General features: G+C 56.2%; 14 protein-coding genes. 8 read left to right on the top strand and 6 right to left on the bottom strand.

The window, feature by feature from the left end; all coding sequences use genetic code 11:
• Positions 1-131: 131 nt before the first annotated feature.
• Positions 132-1,847, bottom strand: a complete 1,716-nt coding sequence (locus HX786_RS29920) for an ABC transporter ATP-binding protein (protein WP_102368500.1) — start codon at positions 1,845-1,847, stop codon at positions 132-134.
• Between the two features lie 613 nt (positions 1,848-2,460).
• Here HX786_RS29920 and HX786_RS29915 point away from each other — a divergent pair.
• From HX786_RS29915 to HX786_RS29905, 3 genes are all read left to right on the top strand, one after another.
• Positions 2,461-3,102, top strand: a complete 642-nt coding sequence (locus HX786_RS29915) for a hypothetical protein (protein WP_256351171.1) — start codon at positions 2,461-2,463, stop codon at positions 3,100-3,102.
• 383 nt (positions 3,103-3,485) lie between these two features.
• Entirely contained in the window at positions 3,486-6,383 is a 2,898-nt protein-coding gene (locus HX786_RS29910; protein ID WP_178912989.1) for a DEAD/DEAH box helicase, read from the top strand.
• A gap of 2,169 nt (positions 6,384-8,552) precedes the next feature.
• Positions 8,553-8,786, top strand: a complete 234-nt coding sequence (locus tag HX786_RS29905; RefSeq protein ID WP_003214497.1) for a hypothetical protein — start codon at positions 8,553-8,555, stop codon at positions 8,784-8,786.
• A gap of 22 nt (positions 8,787-8,808) precedes the next feature.
• On the opposite strand, the gene HX786_RS29900 is transcribed toward HX786_RS29905, so the two are convergent.
• Complete coding sequence (locus tag HX786_RS29900; protein ID WP_087694351.1) at positions 8,809-9,141, bottom strand: DUF6124 family protein; 333 nt, start codon at positions 9,139-9,141, stop codon at positions 8,809-8,811.
• A gap of 454 nt (positions 9,142-9,595) precedes the next feature.
• Between HX786_RS29900 and HX786_RS29895 the strand changes: the two genes are divergently transcribed.
• From HX786_RS29895 to HX786_RS29885, 3 genes are all read left to right on the top strand, one after another.
• The gene (locus HX786_RS29895) at positions 9,596-10,036 is read left to right on the top strand and encodes a TspO/MBR family protein (protein ID WP_087694353.1); all 441 of its coding nucleotides are present in this window, start codon (positions 9,596-9,598) and stop codon (positions 10,034-10,036) included.
• Between the two features lie 147 nt (positions 10,037-10,183).
• On the top strand, positions 10,184-11,083 hold the full coding sequence (locus HX786_RS29890; protein WP_050550331.1) for an alpha/beta hydrolase: 900 nt from the start codon (positions 10,184-10,186) through the stop codon (positions 11,081-11,083).
• Between the two features lie 33 nt (positions 11,084-11,116).
• Positions 11,117-11,497, top strand: coding sequence for a cytochrome c (locus HX786_RS29885; protein ID WP_178912988.1), 381 nt, complete (start codon positions 11,117-11,119; stop codon positions 11,495-11,497).
• A gap of 115 nt (positions 11,498-11,612) precedes the next feature.
• Here the strand turns inward: HX786_RS29885 and HX786_RS29880 are convergent, their stop codons facing one another.
• The 3 genes from HX786_RS29880 to HX786_RS29870 are packed head-to-tail and all read right to left on the bottom strand — an operon-like array spanning position 11,613 to position 14,731.
• On the bottom strand, positions 11,613-12,824 hold the full coding sequence (locus HX786_RS29880) for a YeeE/YedE family protein (protein ID WP_178912987.1): 1,212 nt from the start codon (positions 12,822-12,824) through the stop codon (positions 11,613-11,615).
• A 22-nt stretch (positions 12,825-12,846) separates the two neighbouring features.
• A complete protein-coding gene (locus tag HX786_RS29875; protein ID WP_178912986.1) occupies positions 12,847-14,052 on the bottom strand; it encodes an arabinose transporter in 1,206 nt (401 codons plus the stop codon).
• A 22-nt stretch (positions 14,053-14,074) separates the two neighbouring features.
• Positions 14,075-14,731, bottom strand: a complete 657-nt coding sequence (locus HX786_RS29870) for an O-methyltransferase (RefSeq protein ID WP_003214482.1) — start codon at positions 14,729-14,731, stop codon at positions 14,075-14,077.
• A gap of 129 nt (positions 14,732-14,860) precedes the next feature.
• On the opposite strand from HX786_RS29870, the gene HX786_RS29865 reads away from it, so the two are divergent.
• Entirely contained in the window at positions 14,861-15,499 is a 639-nt protein-coding gene (locus tag HX786_RS29865; protein WP_177048505.1) for a TetR family transcriptional regulator, read from the top strand.
• A gap of 34 nt (positions 15,500-15,533) precedes the next feature.
• Here the strand turns inward: HX786_RS29865 and HX786_RS29860 are convergent, their stop codons facing one another.
• Positions 15,534-16,925, bottom strand: coding sequence for an aldehyde dehydrogenase family protein (locus HX786_RS29860; RefSeq protein ID WP_087694345.1), 1,392 nt, complete (start codon positions 16,923-16,925; stop codon positions 15,534-15,536).
• 104 nt (positions 16,926-17,029) lie between these two features.
• Here HX786_RS29860 and HX786_RS29855 point away from each other — a divergent pair, with 104 nt between their 5' ends.
• The gene (locus HX786_RS29855) at positions 17,030-17,905 is read left to right on the top strand and encodes a LysR family transcriptional regulator (protein ID WP_003214475.1); all 876 of its coding nucleotides are present in this window, start codon (positions 17,030-17,032) and stop codon (positions 17,903-17,905) included.
• Positions 17,906-18,103 lie beyond the last annotated feature (198 nt).

The following is an 18,103-nucleotide window of genomic DNA, read 5'->3' as shown; positions in this document are numbered from 1 at the left end:
GGAAAAGGGGGCATTTATTTGATCAAAAATAAATGCCCCCTTTTCCGTCCCGTATTGAGACCTACGCGACCTGAGAGGAATAGGGGTCTGACCCCTATTTCATCCTTAGCGTACAAAGCCATTTCAGTAACTTAATGCCCTGAAACCGGCTCTTCCTCCTGAACTTTGCGTATGACGTTGGAGACCGACTCCAGAGCCACCAGGTCTTGCCACTTGCCATCTGCAACGATTCTGCCCGTGTCGAAGACGATGACTCGATCAAAGTGATTGAGCACAGTGAAATCGTGGGTTACACAGATTAGACTTTTATCGGCAAAGCAGGTGAAGAGTGCATCCCAGATTAACGAGGCGCCCTGAGGATCAACGGATGAGGTCGGCTCATCGAATATGTTGAAATTCCCAGGTCGTAGCAGCACGCGTAGAAGCGAAAGCTTTTTTGCTTCGCCACCGGAAATACTGGTCGCGTCTTGATTTATCGTTCGAACAGGCAATTCGTCAAACAGGTGCTGGATATTGAGCTGCGCCGCGACGCTGCTAAATGTCGAGTTGAACGAGCCATGAAAAAAAACAGCGTCTGCCAGGTTGCCTGATAAAAACTTCGGAGTTTGGGGGCAATACCGAATGAGCCGAAAATGTTCCTCTTCAGCGATTGACTCTAGCGCGGTCTGTCCTATCCGGACGGTGAGCCCGGAACGCTGCTTCACGCCCACGAGCAGTTCCACAAAGGTTGATTTTCCGGAGCCACTTGCCCCAACGACGGCAAGATGCTCACCGGGGCGCACTTCGATGGCCTGTTGAATGACTAATGAAACTCCCTCGGCGATCAGTGCAGTGGAGGCGGGGTAAATCAAGCTGTCAGAATCCAAGGGCAAGCTCTCGGCCTTACCCTTGAAGCTTTGCTCGCGCAGAATCGATCGAAACTTGGCGTAGTCCGAAGAGAATTGATCGGCGAAACGATAGACCTCTCCGATGCTGAACACCGTGTTGAAAAACATCGTGGATAAGGTAAACAAGACGACAAAGTCGCCGACCGTCAGTTCGGACGCCGAAGCCTGTCTTACAAAGATGCCGTACCCGATCACTGTGCTGCTGGTCAGGGTTAAGAAAAGTGCCCTTGACGCCCCTAGTACCGCAGCGGAATATCCGACTTTTGTGGCGGCATCCGCGTACTGGTAAAACGTATCGAACAGGGGTTTCAGCCCCGATTCCTGGGCCCGCTCCAGCCTTATCTGTTTACCCGCCTGAATCGTGTTTGCAAATACTCCCGCCTGTTCATCTTCGGCGTCATTGACCGCATCGATATGAGCGCGGCGCCACGTGATCAAGTAGTGGGTCAATGCCAGGTAGACGCCGGAAAGTGCAAGCACAAGCGCCAGGAACACAATATTCGCAATCCATACCAGCCACGCCGAAATCACGATGAACTCGATGCAAAGCGGCAAAATAGTGATCAGCGCGTAGTTAAGAATTCGCTCGCTGGCTTGTATGCCGCGTTCAATCGATTTGAGCATCTTGCCGATATTGATCGATGAGAACAGGTCGAAGTGCTTGGTGAATATCTCGCGAACCCATCGAATCGAAACATCGCTGAGCCCTTTTTGAATAAAACGGGTCAAGTAGTACCCCTGAATAGGGATAAGAATAACGTTAATAACGCCGACGCAGATAAACCCCAACAGATACAAGGCCGTCTCTGAATCCAAGGTGTGCTGGGTAAAGGTATCTACTACGCGCCCGATGATAATCGCCGGCATTATGGTTGCCACTTTGGATAGGATGACAATAACCATCACCAGCCAGAACAGCCTCTTATGGCGGTAAAGTGCGTGTTTAAAATCCTCAAGCATGACCCGCCTCCTCAGTTGCTCTCGTTAATTGTGTTCAAGCAAAACGTTGTTGGGTACCACGAGAGAAAAGAGTAGGGGGCAGCCCCCGTTTTCAATAATGGTGGTCTGACCCCTATTTAAAAATGTGGGCGCAGGCTATCCCAGTTCACACTAGCCTCCAATACCAGCCTCGCTATTATTTATGCATACCCAAAGAGAAAAATATTCTATGAGACTACTCTATAAATTTTCACATGTTGTGCCTCATGGGGCGTGAATTCAGGAACTCTCAGGATTTTCCAATCAACTTGCCGCATGGCGTTGTCACGTCGTGACTTTCCCGGCACGGGCCACTATTTGCCAAGAAAATACTTCATGACGCAGTTCTCTATTTTCTACTGCGCAGTTGATACCAGCCCTTCACCGTTCTCCCGTCAGGCACGTCACCACGCTTTCGCAGCTCGCGGTAATCGCCAGCTGCAAGACCCAAGCAGCGCAGACACCAGAGAAGAATAGGGGTCAGACCACGTTTTCAATAATGGTGGTCTGACCGCTATTTCTGCATCTATTATCTGAGGTCGAACCAACGACCGAAGTTGTCGAAGTGGGATTACTTTTGAGCATGGGGCCGCCGATGCAGGGAAAAACGTTCGAGATAGTGCGAATAGATCAAATCCACGAAATTGTTTCGCCAACCGTAGAGTCACTTTTACAGCCGTTAGGATTCGAAGTTCAGGGCCCGCTATCCTGGCTTCGTAGCGTCGATGCTCCCATTCGCCAACTCTTTCGCCTTGAGCAGTGGAAAGGCGGCGCGCTAGCGCCGTCATGGGCTCTGTCACTGGACTTCGTTCCCCATCTTTCCGGCAATGAAATCAAATGGCACAGGACGTCAAAATCAGCACGACCTGATCTGACTTTCGATGTGCGCGATCGAGCGTTTGATATCTCATGCAGCTACGGACCTGATGCCATAGCAACCAGCGCACCCAATATCCTCCGGGCTGCCATTCCAAAAGCTGAATCGTTTTGGGACGAGGCTCGTTCGATAGCCGACCTGCCTGGTGCTTTCGAGCGGGTCAAGCAGCATTTGTCGACGGGTGGCCTGGGTTTCTACAACTACATACAACATCCTCTTGCATACGCGTTTGTATTGGCCATGAACGGCAAGCCCGACACAGCCGAAGAAGAGTTTCAACGCTATTCACAGCGTCTTTCAGAGGCGGCTCGAAAAAAGCTCCGCAAGCTATTCATTGATGCAGGCGGTCACCTTGGCTAAGCGAGTACGGCTTTTTCAACAGAATCGGCCAGAAGCGGCCGCTCATGACCGACCGCTTCCGACCCAAAGCTGCCTTTCGCGAGGTGTAGCTAACGGCCAGAACCAGTCATTCGGTCTCTGAGAAACTAGGAGCGATTTAAAGTGGGGCCGGGAAATGCGAATCCACTACATGATCCATGTGTAATTCTGTTAAAAATCGTGTAGTTACAGATTATATGGCTATGCATTTTACCGCCCTGCTTTTCCCAGATTGCCGCTCTGACGCTTAGTAGGATGGCCAATATGGCCATTTAATGCTACGTATGCTTCTGCCGGATTCGGACACCCGGCGCCCAGATTCCTCTGGGCGCTTGCACCCAAACGTATGACAGGAGTTGCTAGGCATGAGGGATACCTTTCCAGTAGAACACGGTCTGTCCGCATCTGTGGCCGATGGGTTGGTCTATCGATCCGAAGAGGCGATTTCCCTCACTGATGTTCAGTACCTCGCGTTGGAGTCTGGCGTGGCTCGTGGACAAAGCATGCTGGTGGTTTCCCCTACCTCCACGGGAAAGACTCAAATTGGGGTCTGGGCTATTGCTGAAGGACTGCTCGCTGGGAATAAAACAGTTTATTTGGTGACCCATCGCGCACTGGCCAAGCAGAAATTTGAAGACTTCAAAACGTTGTTGTTGGACAGATATTTGGAGAGCGATGGTGCTTCCATGGTTATTGCGACGGGGGACTACGTCGAAGATGCCACGGGACAGTATTCTGCGGCTCCTCTAAGTGCTCCTCTGGTAATTGCTACATATGAAAAATATTTAGCGCTACTGTCGGCATCTGGGGTGCCGAAAAGCATGCAAAATACGATTGTCGTGTGCGATGAAATTCAGCTGATGGGAGACGAAAACCGCGGGCAAAATGTTGAAGTCCTTTTAACACTTATGCGGAACGCGGGTTGGAAACAGTTTGTAGGATTGTCAGCTGTTTTAAAAAGCAAGGACGCCCAGGACTTAGCGAACTGGCTGCGGGTTCAGCTTATTTTCGAGCAAAAGCGCGAGAAACATTTACGGTATGAATGCTGGATTGGCGATCAGATTTATTCAGTAAGCAGTGCTAAACCTGATGTGATGGAATCGGACAAGCGACTGCCTGCTGGAGTTAAAGCGGAAACGATTTCAGCTTTAACATATCTGCTTAAGCAAGATAATCCACCGCTTCCAATCATAGTTTTTTGCATGAAAAAGCAAGATACTTATGATCTTGCTGAAGCTTTTGTCGCTTCGTACCACAAGGGTAATCAAGGGCAGTTGTCGTTAGAGTTTGATACCTTGCCTGAAACTTCCGCTAACACGATGTTGGCGAAGATACTGGGTCTCCGAGTTGCGAGTCATAACGCGGATTTGACTGACGAAGAGCGAGGAGTAGTGGAACGTTATTTATCAGAAAATAAGCTGGATGTTGTATTTGCTACAAGTACTTTAGCAGCAGGTGTGAATTTCCCTCTAGGGGCCGCAGTATTTGCTAATTGGGAACGTTGGGACGGCCAGCAAAGGCAGTATGTCGCAATAGATAGCGCAGAGTTTCACAACATGTCCGGCCGGGTTGGGCGTATGGGGTTTGAACATGCAGAAGGGCGTGTAATATATTTTGGTACCGGGCCGCAACGCGTATTAGCTACAAGTTATCTATCAATAGAGCAGCTTCCTGAAATCAAAGCGCGAATTGTGCCTGCTAGGTTTGGTCAGCTTTCACTGCAACTGATATCTTCAGGGTTGTGCAACAACAGAGCCGAGCTTGAAGAGCTTGTTTGCACAACGTTCAGTGCGTTAAGGGAAGAAGATAACAACTTAACTGCATTTAAGACGTGGCCGAGTAAAGTCGGTGTTGCTCTGGCTGGGTTGATTGATGCTGGCTTCGTCGTTGAAACATCTGGTGGGGACCTGAGCCCTACGCCAGTGGGGCGAGCGGTCGGGTTCAGTGGTTTGCTACCTGAAACCGGAGTGTTTTTAATCAACTTTCTGTCTAGGAAGTCACTTTATTTGGCAGAACTCATTGGGCATCTTGAATCGGCGGATCTCAAGTCCAGGCTAGAGATGCTTATCTTTTCCGCATGCTTATCCAGCCCTGAGTTTCGTCCGAGAAATGGAGTTAAACCTACTCGGTTCCTGCCTTATCAGTTGAAAGATCCCATTTATGATGCGCAGCACCTCGCAGATGATCTAATGGAATCAATTTGGCAAGTTGATCCAGTACCTACTAATGCGGCATGGTTGTGCCAGAAGTGGACTAGCGGTGTTGAGATCAGGGCAATTGAGCGTGAAGTTAAATCTCTGAGTGCGGGCGCTGTCAAAGAAATGAACAGAAACCTATCCTGGGTCCTACAGGGCTTAGCTGGGATAGCTATGTCCGCCGCCGATAAGCGCGTGCCGCCAGTTCTTCGTCCGCCACAATTAAGAGTGGATGATACTTTGCTGCGCGCTATATCTAAGCTGACGCGCTACATTCGAAGATTAGCATACAGAGTCCAAGAGGGATTGCCGGACGACATTCTCTGGATGACAGGGGTATCTGCGGCGGGTAGTGCTTTAAAGCTGTATAGGCATGAAATGTTGCTCTTGAAGCGGCATGGAGTCACAACGCCGCAATTGCTTATGCTTGGCAGTCCTGAGGCGAATTCAGCAAGAATTTTAGCTTTTGTAAAATCTAAGCCTAATGCGCAAGCTAAAGCAAATTGGGTACGAGACGCTTGTCGAGATTGGAAAGTTGACCAGCGGAAGCGAATGTCTGTTAGGCATCTAAAACGAGCTAGCAGATGCGATAGTAAGGTTCTAATTGAGAACTATTATGAGGCAAAAGGTGATGCGTTTGAAGTGGCGTTCGAGCAGGTGCTTGTACAGCTAGGTGTAGCGTTTGAGAAATTAGATGACAAGACTAAAACAGGCGCGCCCGACTATCTAGTCAAATTCTTCGATTCGTCTTCGATTGTGGTCGAGCTAAAATCGAAAGAGGGAGATAAGCTTGTCGATTACAATAAAGCGGTAGAGGTTTTAGCGGCCTCCGAAATTCATGGCTTTAGAGATTGTTTTTGCGTGACTCTTTGCCATCCTGGAGTAGATCCGAGTGTGCCACAACAAATTGCATCCTGTGGCCGGTTAAGCGTAGTTGAAAGCGGGGATTTGGGTGAAGCTCTATTGCGGTTGTGCGAGGGAAGCCTAACACAACAACAAGTGTGGCAGTGGCTCTGCACTCCTGGGCAAGCCGTCGCAGAAGACCTGCCATTTCGCTTGTATAATTGATTAGTTTTTAAGAGAAATTTGTGAGACCTATAGCCCTGCTATTTCTAGTAGGGCTGAAGGCTTTATATCTAGTACTTAAGCGATCTTGATGACGTTCAAAATTGTGATAAATCGCCCATGGTTTCGTGGACATTTCCGACTGACTGCTCATGGCCGGTAGCAGCCTGTCGCCACCGGCAGCAACCGACCCAAAGCGGACGTTGTCACTGCACCCAGCATCTAGTAAAAAGGTCATCTCCATTTCCGGACACTGAAACGAATTGATGAGTACTGACTATGGTCAACGTGTTTGTAATCGATGCGGCGAATCAATTACTGCTTACTGTCCATCAATTGAAACGCTAGCGATCATCGGGGTTTTCCACGAGAAGGGTGATCAGGCAGTGGTAGATGAGATAGTCCGCCGAGAAAATATTGATCCGAATGTTGTCTGGGAATATTTCCGCCATCGGATGAGGCCTCTGTGCGAGCAAAAAATTACCCGCTGCTCATTCTGCAGAGGGCAGTTGAGGACTTGGCGTGCGCGTCAATGCATGCACTGTTTTAGGGAGTGGCACTGACGCACAGTGATTATCGAGCTGAATTTTCAGATTCTGAACTGCATTCTTAAGACTTCTGACTGACTGCTTTTGGCCGTTTTCTGTCTGTCGCAATCGGCTGCAATCGGCCAAGAGGGGCCGCTCGCCCCCGGCGACCGATTCCAGTAGTAAAGATGTGCCCCGTAAAACATATATTGCATTACCGTCTATACTCGATCATGGAGACCGATGACGACATACTGACAATGACAAGTAAAATAGATGATGTGCTTTACATTTCAGAAAGCAGCTTTGATAGGCAAATCCAATTGCTTTCCGAGTTTGCGAGTCAAACACCACTTGAGTTGGTTGTTTGGCTTTATCCGGACTCAAGTGCCAACAGCATAATGGGTTTTGACGTTCATTCGCCCACTGCAGTCAATGCAATATCCGTTACAACTTACTCCGACGGAATTATCGGCAGGTGCACTCAACGACTCCCAATAACTGACGATCTAATTAAAAGAATCGCCCTCAATGAATGTGCTTTTATGAAAAGTTGCGACAGTCTATGCGTCTACTATCTTGAAAATTTCAACTGGCAAGCGAGTGTGATATTTCACGAGGGAGTTATCTTGGTTAGGGATCACTCACTACTTGTTAACCTAAAATATTTTGATTTCAAAGCCTCACCAAATGCCCCCTCTTGGTGGTGATAGGCGTCGGCCCTCTAGCGGCAGGCATTTCCTACAAGGTGGCGACAGGCAACGCCATCACGAACAAAGTAGGTGGTCGCTTTGGCAGTCCATCGGTCGTATTTTCTATTGATCCTAACGCAGTGAATTGGGCGGACGTTGGGGTACTAATATCAACGTAGAATTTGGTGGTTATAATCATTTTTAGGGGGTGGGTATGCGTAGTTTAAAAAGCCCGAGATTCAAAAAAATCAGGCCTCTAATTGCGATAGTGTTGATCGTCGTGATCGCAGGATTTGTGCTGAGGTACTACGAGGCAAAGGATGAGGCTAATATAGCGTTTCAAGAGTATTTACGCTCAAACCAACAGATCGCTACTCAGGTAGGCAATGTCGCTTCCTTAACATTGCTGAAGCGGTTCACATATTATAAAAGTGACACTGAGCCAGGTTTTCATCAGTACCTTTACTTGGTCAAAGGCGAGCATGGGAGCATGACTGTAGAAGTCAGAAGGATCGAGGGGAGTTCGCAGATTGTGATCAGTGATATACAGCAGTAGCAGTGCTGTTGAAGGCAGTAAGGAAGCTGAATTAATGCCTGTTTTGATTCTGGACTGGCAGTAAACACTGGTCTTGGCTTGCCAGCCATCTTTGAGGTGCCGGACAGATTGGAGGCTCATGCTTTGCGTACCGGTCTTTGTCGGATGGGTGAGCGCGTGTTTTCCATGCCCTCTCTCCCCGGAATTAGCGCGGTAGTTGAGATGGGGCGAATCGGCTCTAATTTTGTAGAGCATTGAAAGACTGCTTTTGGCCGAAACCAGCCCTTTAATTCCCATACCGGTCTACCATGCCACCCCCGGCAGTGGTTCCACGCGCTACCGACCTCAATCTCAAGGTATCGCCCATGACCTCGTTCACCCGCACCACCCCATCCCGCATCTCATCCGAGGCATCCCAATGAGCATCGACCAAATCAGCCTCCCAAAAGGCGTAGGCCCTCAGGCCATCAAGCTCCTCGACGCCATCACCGGTGCTGACACCAAAGAAGACCTGAACCGCGCAGGCGGCAAGGCCGAAGGTTTTGTATTGGGTCTGGAAAGCGCCAAGGCCATCAAAAGCCAAATCGCCGAGTCGTTGTATGTGGCATACGACGACGCGGCGAGTAATCGGTTGGGTGAGTTGAAGGGCTAGTCCCGCAGGACCGCGTTGGGCTCTACGCCCGAGGTGTTTCGCGGTCCATCAGTTTGCCGATCAGCAGCACACTCAATTCGCTCAGCTGGTGTATGGCCAATGCCACGTCGCGGTCTTTGCCGGTCAGTTCGTCGGACAGGTCGAGCAGCAGGGCGCTGACGGAGGAAACGGTTTCGTAGCTGTTGGCGATCAGGATTTCGCTGCTGACGCCGGAGGTGACGCTGAAGAGGGCGGTTGTCTCTGGGACTGTCTCGGCATCAGTGCCGGGATTGAGGTAGTGATCAATGGCGCGCTGGGCAGCCTGGTGGAGTTTTTGATCAGGCGTGTTAGGAGGATTCGGCGTTACTTTGAACATGGTGCAATTCCTGAATGGGGCCGACACCCTTTCGCTACTACACAATAGGGTGGCAGCTGTACGCAGGTTAGTAGACCGGGGAATTACACAAAGCCGGCGCACCCGAAGGCGCCCTACGCACAGCCACCATCAAGCACAGACAGGAACGTCTGATAGATGCAGCTCATGCACTATGTGTAATTGACCCTAGGGCTACTAAACCCGATCACTGAGTTTTCAGCGACCGAGCAACCTTAGAGATGGCCACCCAGGTGCACAAGCCGGCGGATTCTGACGTAAGCGTAGGCAATGGAGCAAGGTGGTGTTGTCTTTCAAAATGACGGATTTACCCCGTTGCCCCGCGTTAGCGTTGACGTTTTTCGCGAGCAAGCTTGCTCCTACAGGGCCGTGTGAACTTTTACCGGTGTGTAGGACGTCCAAGCTGTAACGAACCCTGAGCCAAGGACACGCGATGATCACCTTCCTTATTTTTCTTCTGGCCTGCGGTGCTGCTGCGAGCACCGGCATCATCTTCAAGCCGGGCGACTGGTACGCCACCCTGGTCAAACCCAGCTTCACCCCTCCCAACTGGCTGTTCCCGGTCGCCTGGACAATCATCTACCTGCTGCTGGCTTGGGCCGGCTACCGCCTGACCCTGATCCCCGGCAGCGAAATCGTGCTGGCTCTATGGGCTGCACAGATCGCGCTCAACACCCTGTGGACGCCCGTGTTCTTCGGTGCCCACCGGATTTTCGCCGGGATGGTGATCATCACGCTGCTGTGGCTGGTAGTGGCCGCCATGGTGCTGCTGACGGTGCGCCTGGATTTGATCACCGGGCTGATCCTGTTCCCGTACCTGGTGTGGCTCAGCGTTGCGGCTGCGTTGAATTTCTCCATCCTGCGCAATAACCGCTGAGCCTGGCGGCGTGGGCAGAGGGCGGAAACATCATTGCCATGATGCCCACGCACACTGGCCAAGGTGAACATCTCTTTTAGAGATAGGGGGAATATCGAATTGGGAACTCACACGCTGTGGCCTGCTGAAGAACATGAACTGGCGCAAATGCAGCGCTTTAACCAGAAGCTCGCCTGGATGCCGCGTTTTCGCATCCGCAACCGCGTGACGCCCCGGGTGATCCAGGCGCTGTTGCGCTCCAGCCAGATGGTGGCCGGCAACAAGTTGCTCAAGCATGGCCTGCAGGCTGAAAGCCGGCGGGTGGGCTCGGTGCCGGTGCGCATCATCCGGCCGAAGGGCAAGGCCAAAGGCGTGGTGCTGGATATCCATGGCGGCGGCTGGGTGATCGGCAATGCGCAGATGAATGACGACCTCAACGTGGCCATGGTGAATGCGTGCGAGGTGGCGGTGGTGTCGGTGGATTACCGGCTGGCGGTGAATACACCGGTCGAAGGGATTCTGGAAGACTGCCTGGCCACGGCGCGCTGGTTGCTCGGGGACTGTGAGGAGTTCGCCGGCCTGCCGGTGATCGTTGTCGGCGAGTCTGCCGGTGGGCATCTGGCGGCGGCCACGTTGCTGGCGCTGAAGCAATCGCCCGAATTGCTGGCGCGGGTGAGCGGGGCGGTGCTGTATTACGGCGTCTACGATTTGACCGGTACACCGAGCGTGCGCACGGCGGGGCGGGAAACGCTGCTGCTGGACGGGCCGGGCATGGTGGAGGCGCTGCGTTTGCTGACGCCGGGCCTGAGTGACGAGCAGCGCCGGCAGCCGCCGTTGTCACCGTTGTATGGCGACCTTGCCGGGCTGCCGCCAGCGCTGATGTTTGTGGGGGAGCTGGACCCGTTGCTGGACGACACGCTACAGATGGCCGAGCGATGGGCGGGGTCCGAGGTGTTTTTGTTACCGCAGGCGGCTCATGGGTTTATTCATTTTCCGACGGCGATGTCGGGCCGCGTGCTGGCTTACAGTCGCGAGTGGATAACGGGTCGTTTACGCTCGGTTGGTTGATATTGGATTTTTACAACAAGGCCACATGGAAAGATGAGAGCAAAAACATTCATCGCGTCGCTGGGGATTTTATCGCTGGTTCAAACATCACTGTCCTTTGCGGACAACGCTAACGGGAAAAACATTTATCTGCAGCGCTGCGCCATGTGCCACGGCGCGGATATCAAAGGCACGGGACCCTTGGCGAATAAAAGCAATCCGCCTACGCCTGACCTGACAACGGCTACTTTCAAAAAACGCTTGAGTGATTATCCGGGCGTTATCGTGTCGTCCGTCATTCTTCGTCCAAATGGCGACCTGATTCCCAGAACGTTGCGGGAGAACGGTGTGAGGTTGTCACCGTTCACCTGGAAAGTTCAGGACTTCCGCGACTTGAATCAGTACATGAGTGGAGTGATTTCAAAAAGCCGATGATGCTGCTCGTTCCCACGCTCTGCGTGGGAATGCATCCCGTGACGCTCCGCGTCACCAACAGCGGGACGCAGAGCGTCCCTGGCGGCATTCCTTTGCTGCGCGTGGGAACGATCAGTCAGCAACCGCTCAACGCTACCTGCGGACGCTCACCTGCAAAGAAGAACGGCCGCAACCGCACGCCCACGCTATTGCCGATAAACGCCGCCACCAACCACACCCAGCCATGCAGGCTGCCCGAGGCAATCCCGCTGAAGTACGCGCCGATGTTGCAGCCGTACGCCAGTCGCGAGCCATAACCCAGCAGCAACCCACCGATCACCGCGGCGAACAGCGAGCGTGCCGGAATCTTCAGGCTTGGAGCGAAACGCCCGGCCAATCCCGCAGCCAACAGCGCACCGAGGATGATGCCGACGTCCATCACGCTGGTGACGTCTTCCCACACCGGCGCCGCCAGGGCCTTGGCATTGCCCGGCATTTGCCAGAACGCCCAGCTGCCTACGTCTACGCCCAACCCGCCGGCAACCTTGGCGCCCCACAGCGCGAACGCCGAAGTGATACCCCATGGCCGCCCGGCCAGTGCCAGGGTGGCGTAGTTGAGCAGGGCCAGGCCAATTGCGCCCCACACCAATGGCCATGGCCCGCGCAGGAAGCGGCGCAGGCCCTGGTGTTCGCTGGTGACGCCGGCTTCGAGTTGCCCGTGACGACCTTTTTCCAGGCGCACGGTGACTGCTGCGATGATGCTAAATACGGCCAGGCTCAGCAGCAAGGCCGGCACCACGCCGAAGCTTTTGACGATGGAAACCGCCGGGAACGAAGGCAGCGAGAACCACCAGTCGACGTGGTGAGTCGCGATCAACGAACCACAGATAAAGAAGAACAGCGTCACCAGCATGCGCGCATTACCGCCGCCCACGGTGAACAGGGTGCCGGACGCACAACCGCCGCCCAGCTGCATGCCGATGCCGAAAATGAATGCCCCGAACACCACCGAAACCCCGGCCGGTGCCACCAGCCCGACCACGGGCTGGCCGAACAGGGTGCCGGCCCCCAGCGCGGGGAAGAACAGCACCACGGCAATCGCCAGCATCACCATCTGCGCACGCAAGCCCGCGCCACGCCGGTCGGTGATGAACACTCGCCAGGCCGAGGTAAAGCCGAAGGCAGCGTGATACAGCGTCAGGCCCAGTGCGGCGCCGACCACCAGCAACAGCACCTGGTGCGAGCCGACGCTGTTTTGCAGGAAGACGGCGCCGAACAGCAGGATGGCAAACGCCAGCAGGGGCGCGAGCGGCTTGCGCGCTGGGGTTGTGGACAGGGAAAGGCTCATCGGGAATCTCGGGTGATGTGGGTTAAGGGCGAGGTGGCGAAGTATAAACCTCGCGCTCCGCCACTGGCGCCTTGAAAAGCAACGCCAGCGCCACGATCACCGACAGCGCCACGGCCACTGCGCCCGCCAGGTACACCGATGCCACTCCGGCCACGCCGGCCAAGGCGCCGATCAGCGGGGTGCTGACCCCCAGCGAAATATCCAGGAACGCCACATACGCACCCATCGCCAGGCTGCGGGATTGGGGCGGCGCGCGCTTTATCGCCTCCACCCCAAAGCCGGGAAACGCCAGGGAGTAGCCGAAACCGGTCAGCGCCGCGCCCAGGTAGGCGGTCAAGGCGCTGTCTGCGCCCCAGATCAACAGCTGCCCGGCGGCTTCGATTATCACGCACACCAGCGCGACCTTGGCACCGCCGATCTTGTCGGGCAGGTGCCCGAAGAAAATCCGCGCGCCGATAAACGCCAGGCCAAAGGCGGTAAACGCCAGTGACGCATTGCCCCAGGCCTTGGTGGCAAACAGCAGCGCGATAAACGCGGTAATCACGCCAAACCCGACGCTTCCAAAGGCCAGGCCCAACCCCGGTACCCACACCGAGCGCAGCACCTTGAAAAACGAGGTGCGCCGCAGGCTGGTGGGCGCAACGCCTTGCGCTCCGGCGACGATGGCCAGTGCCAGCAGCGGAATCACCATGGTCCCGACGGCGATCCCGCTGAAACCCCACTGGCTATTCACCGCCACCCCGAGGGGCGCGCCCAGGGCAAACGCGGCGTAGATTGCGATGCCGATCCAGGCCATGACCTTGCCGGTATTTTGCGGCCCCACCAACCCGACACCCCAGCCCATCGAGCCGGTCACGATCAGGCTTTCCCCCAGCGCCAGCACCACGCGCCCGGCGAGCAACACCCACACCGAGACCACCGGCGACGCCACAAACGCCAGGGACGCGAGGTAGATCAAGCCGGAGCTGGCCGCCACCAGCATGCCCACGAGCATGGCGCGCTTGGGGCCGCGCATATCGGCAAAATTGCCGGCCCAGGACCGCGACAACAATGCCCCGGCAAACTGCGCACCGATCACCACGCCCACCACCAGCGTGTCCATGCCCAAGGTGTTGTGCAGGTGCAGCGGCAGCACCGGCAGTTGCATGCCGATGATCAGGAACCCGACAAACACCGCCAGGGTGATGGGCAGTAATTTCAGTACCACTGGGCTTACCAATCCAGACATGAGTTGAATCCTCTGACGGGCATCAGCCCAGGCGAACGGAAAGCTCGACGTCGTCACCGATCGGCACCGACAGGTAGCCGTTTGCTGGCGAACGCACCCGGGCCAGGTAGTCGGGGCAGTAGTCGGTGTTGTCGGCGATGATCAGCGCGCCGGGCTTGAGGCGGCTTTCCACCAGGTTCAACACGTCGCCATACAGCGCCTTGGCGCCGTCGAGCAGCAGCAGGTCGACGCTGTCGGGCAGGCCGGTGGCCAGGGTAACCAGGGCATCGCCTTGGCGGATCTCCACGAGGTCGCTCACGCCGCCTTGCTCCAGGTGTTGCCGGGCGAGAGCGATCTTCGAGGGCTCGAACTCGCTGCTGATCAGCGTGCCGCCGCCGTTGTCCCGCAGGGCGGCCGCCAGGTGCAGGGTGGACAGGCCGAACGAAGTACCGAACTCGACGATGGCCTGCGCTTTGCTGCTGCGTGCGAGCATGTACAGCAGGGTGCCGGTGTCGCGGGAGACGGGCAACCACAGGTCTTTCAGCATTCCGTAGAGTGCCAGGTAGTCGGTCTTGCTGCGCATCAGGCGGTCGCGTTCTTCGTGGGTCACTGTGTTGATGATGGGGCTGGTGGCGGCATCGGCCTGTGTGTACAGCCGTTCAATCAGGGCCGCCATCGGGGCCGAGGTAAGCGTATTCATGGGGATGTCCTGCTGCAGGTTGAGCGCCGTGAGGCGCCGGGCTAGTATGCGAATGATTCGTCGCATTTAAAGTATGCGAACAATTCGTCACATTCGCTATTCGCATTCCAACGGCAGCAGGAACGCCCCATGACCGATCGCCAGACCTCGCAGATTTCCTCACGCAAAGAGCCCAAACAGGCGCGATCCACCGGGTTGGTGTCGGCCATTCTCGAAGCGGCTATTCAGGTTTTGGCCAAGGAAGGTGCCAGCCGTTTCACCACCGCCCGTGTCGCGGAAAAGGCCGGTGTCAGCGTGGGGTCGGTGTACCAGTACTTTCCCAACAAGGCGGCGATCCTGTTTCGGCTGCAGACGGATGAGTGGCAGCAAACCTCGCAGATGCTCAGCCGCATTCTGCAGGACGTAAGCCAGCCGGCCCTTGAGCGCTTGCGGGCGTTGGTGCATGCGTTTATTCGTTCGGAATGTGAGGAGGCGCAGATGCGCGTCGCCCTGAGCGACGCCGCGCCACTGTACCGTGATGCGCCCGAAGCCCATGAGGTTCGCGCAGAAGGGCAACAGATTTTCCAGGCGTTCATGCTGGAACTGCTGCCGCAGGTGCCTGAAGCCACCCGCGCCCTGGCCTGCGATTTGATCGCCACCACCTTCAGTTCGGTGGCGAAGGAATTCTCGGGAAGCCCGCGCACCGAGGCGCAAATCACCGCCTATGCGGACGCCATGGCGGATATGTTCGGTGCGTACGTGACGGTGCTGAACCAGACAGCACGATGACCCGCAGGGCGGGCCATCGTTTGCAGCGCTTGCCTTAGCGGCGGTTCAGCCACACGGTCTGCGCGTTGCAGAATTCCCGCACACCGAAGTGCGACAACTCCCGCCCGAAGCCGCTCTTCTTCACACCACCAAACGAGACCCGGGGATCGGACACGCTGTAGGCGTTGATAAAGATCCCGCCGGTTTCCAGTTGGTTGGCGATGCTGCGTGCCTTCTCTGGGTCGGTGGTGAACACACTGGCGGTCAGGCCGAACTCACTGTCGTTGGCGAGGGCCACGGCGTGGTCCGCATCGCGGGCGGTGATGATGGAGGCGACCGGCCCGAACAGTTCCTGTTTGAACGAGGTCATCTGGTCGGTGACGTTGGCCAGCACGGTGGGGGCGTAGTAGTTGCCCGCGCCTTCGACTTTGCTGCCGCCCAGCAGCAGGGTGGCGCCTTCGGCCAGGGTGGCCTGGACCTGGCCGTCGAGTTCGTCCCGCAGGTCGAAGCGGGCCATCGGGCCGATGTAGGTCTCGGTAGCGGTCGGGTCGCCCATCACCAGGTTGCGGCTGGCTTCGAGGAATTTGGCGGTGAAGGCTTCCACCACGCCTTCTTCGATGATCAGGCGCTTGGCGGCGGCGCACACCTGGCCGGAGTTCTGGAAACGGCCGATCAGGGCGGCTTGCACGGCTTCGTCGAGGTTGGCGTCGTTGAGCACAATGAACGGGTCGGAGCCGCCCAGCTCCAGTACGCATTTTTTCAGCGCGGCCCCGGCCTGGGAACCGATGGCCATGCCGGCGCGCACGCTGCCGGTGAGGGTCACGGCGGCGATGCGCGGGTCGGCGATGGCTTTGGACACGCCGTCCTGGGTGACGTTGATCACTTCGAACAGGCCATCGGCAAAGCCGGCGCGCTGGAAGGCTTGTTTCATCAGGTACGCGCTGCCCATTACGTTAGGCGCGTGCTTGAGCACGTAGGTGTTGCCGCTGAGCATGGTTGGCACCGCGCCGCGCAGCACTTGCCACACCGGGAAGTTCCACGGCATTACAGCGAGGATCGGGCCCAGCGGGCGGTATTCGATCTGGGCGGTGCCGTTGTCCACCAGGGTGGCTTCCGGGGCCAGCATGGCCGGGCCGTGGGCGGCGTACCACTCGGCGAGTTGCGCGCATTTTTCGATTTCGCCACGGGCCTGGGCGATCGGTTTGCCCATTTCCAGGGTGATCATCTGGGCCATTTCTTCGGCCTGGTCGCGCAGGGTGCTGGCCAGGGCCAGCAGTAATTCGGCGCGCTGGGCGACGGGGGTATTGCGCCCGTTGCGGAAGGCGTTGATCGAGCGGGTGAGGGCGGCATCCAGCTGCGCCTCGGTTTCGTACGGGTAGCTGGCGACCGTTTCACCGTTGGCGGGGTTGATCGACAACGCGTGGGTCTGGGAGGAAATGGAGTTCATGGCACCGTCCTGCGCAGTGAATGGGATGGAGGCCAGCGTACGGGGCTGTATCTTTTTCGGAAACTGAATAATATTAAGCAATACGTTCACGTTTGGAGAATGACTTGGATCTGGTCCAGCTGGAAATTTTCAAAGCCGTTGCCGAGCAAGGCAGCATCAGCGCTGCCGCGCAATTGATCCATCGCGTGCCGTCGAACCTGACCACGCGGATCAAGCAATTGGAGCAGGACCTGGGCGTGGACTTGTTTATTCGCGAGAAGAGCCGGCTGCGGTTATCGCCGGCCGGGTGGAATTTCCTCGGGTATGCGCGGCGCATTCTCGACCTGGTGCAAGAGGCCCGGGCGACGGTGGCGGGGGAGGAGCCCCAGGGCGCGTTTGCGTTGGGCTCGCTGGAGAGTACGGCGGCGGTGCGTATCCCGGCGTTGCTCGCGGCGTATAACCAGAAGCACGCCAAGGTCGAGCTGGACCTGACCACCGGGCCTTCCGGCACGATGATCGAGGGTGTGTTGTCGGGGCGGCTGGCGGCGGCGTTTGTCGATGGGCCGGTGTTGCACGCGACGCTGGAGGGCGTGGCGGTGTTCGAGGAGGAGATGGTGGTGATTGCGCCGTTGCATCACGCGCCGATCACCCGGGGGCGGGATGTGAGCGGGGAGAGCATCTACACGTTTCGTTCGAACTGTTCGTACCGGCATCACTTCGAGCGCTGGTTTTCACAGGATGGCGCGGTGCCGGGGAAGATCTTTGAGATGGAGTCCTACCACGGGATGCTCGCGTGTGTGAGTGCCGGTGCCGGGTTGGCGCTGATGCCGCGGAGCATGCTGGAGAGCATGCCGGGGTTTACGGCGGTGAGTGTGTGGCCGCTGACCGATACGTTCCGGATTCTGAATACCTGGCTGATCTGGCGCCGGGGTACGGTGTCGCAGAGTCTGAACAGTTTTGTGCAGTTGCTGGAAGAGCGTGGCCTGGCCCTGGCATCGTAGCCGTAGCAGCTGTCGAGCCCCGGCGAGGCTGCGATGGCGTCGGCACAGTCGACATTTATGGTGCCTGACCCACCGCTATCGCGGCCTCGCTGAAGCTCGACGGCTCCCACATTTGATCTTTGTCAGCCGCCAAATTGCAGGGGGACTGCTTGCGCCGAGTTGCATCAGCCACAAGAGAGCGGACTGAAGGCGGGAGTA

It is taken from the genome of Pseudomonas sp. 21615526, assembly GCF_013386245.1.
In the GTDB taxonomy this organism is placed as follows: domain Bacteria; phylum Pseudomonadota; class Gammaproteobacteria; order Pseudomonadales; family Pseudomonadaceae; genus Aquipseudomonas.
The sequence above is the reverse complement of the archived record's forward strand: the minus strand, read 5'-3'. Positions and strand labels throughout refer to the sequence as shown.

Coding starts and splice junctions, on each gene's coding strand:
- HX786_RS29860 (WP_087694345.1), bottom strand. CDS start 16,925: ATGAACTCCATTTCCTCCCAGACCCACGCGTTGTCGATCAACCCCGCC.
- HX786_RS29880 (WP_178912987.1), bottom strand. CDS start 12,824: ATGAGCCTTTCCCTGTCCACAACCCCAGCGCGCAAGCCGCTCGCGCCC.
- HX786_RS29875 (WP_178912986.1), bottom strand. CDS start 14,052: ATGTCTGGATTGGTAAGCCCAGTGGTACTGAAATTACTGCCCATCACC.
- HX786_RS29890 (WP_050550331.1), top strand. CDS start 10,184: ATGCAGCGCTTTAACCAGAAGCTCGCCTGGATGCCGCGTTTTCGCATC.
- HX786_RS29910 (WP_178912989.1), top strand. CDS start 3,486: ATGAGGGATACCTTTCCAGTAGAACACGGTCTGTCCGCATCTGTGGCC.
- HX786_RS29885 (WP_178912988.1), top strand. CDS start 11,117: ATGAGAGCAAAAACATTCATCGCGTCGCTGGGGATTTTATCGCTGGTT.
- HX786_RS29920 (WP_102368500.1), bottom strand. CDS start 1,847: ATGCTTGAGGATTTTAAACACGCACTTTACCGCCATAAGAGGCTGTTC.
- HX786_RS29905 (WP_003214497.1), top strand. CDS start 8,553: ATGAGCATCGACCAAATCAGCCTCCCAAAAGGCGTAGGCCCTCAGGCC.
- HX786_RS29865 (WP_177048505.1), top strand. CDS start 14,861: ATGACCGATCGCCAGACCTCGCAGATTTCCTCACGCAAAGAGCCCAAA.
- HX786_RS29915 (WP_256351171.1), top strand. CDS start 2,461: ATGCAGGGAAAAACGTTCGAGATAGTGCGAATAGATCAAATCCACGAA.
- HX786_RS29900 (WP_087694351.1), bottom strand. CDS start 9,141: ATGTTCAAAGTAACGCCGAATCCTCCTAACACGCCTGATCAAAAACTC.
- HX786_RS29870 (WP_003214482.1), bottom strand. CDS start 14,731: ATGAATACGCTTACCTCGGCCCCGATGGCGGCCCTGATTGAACGGCTG.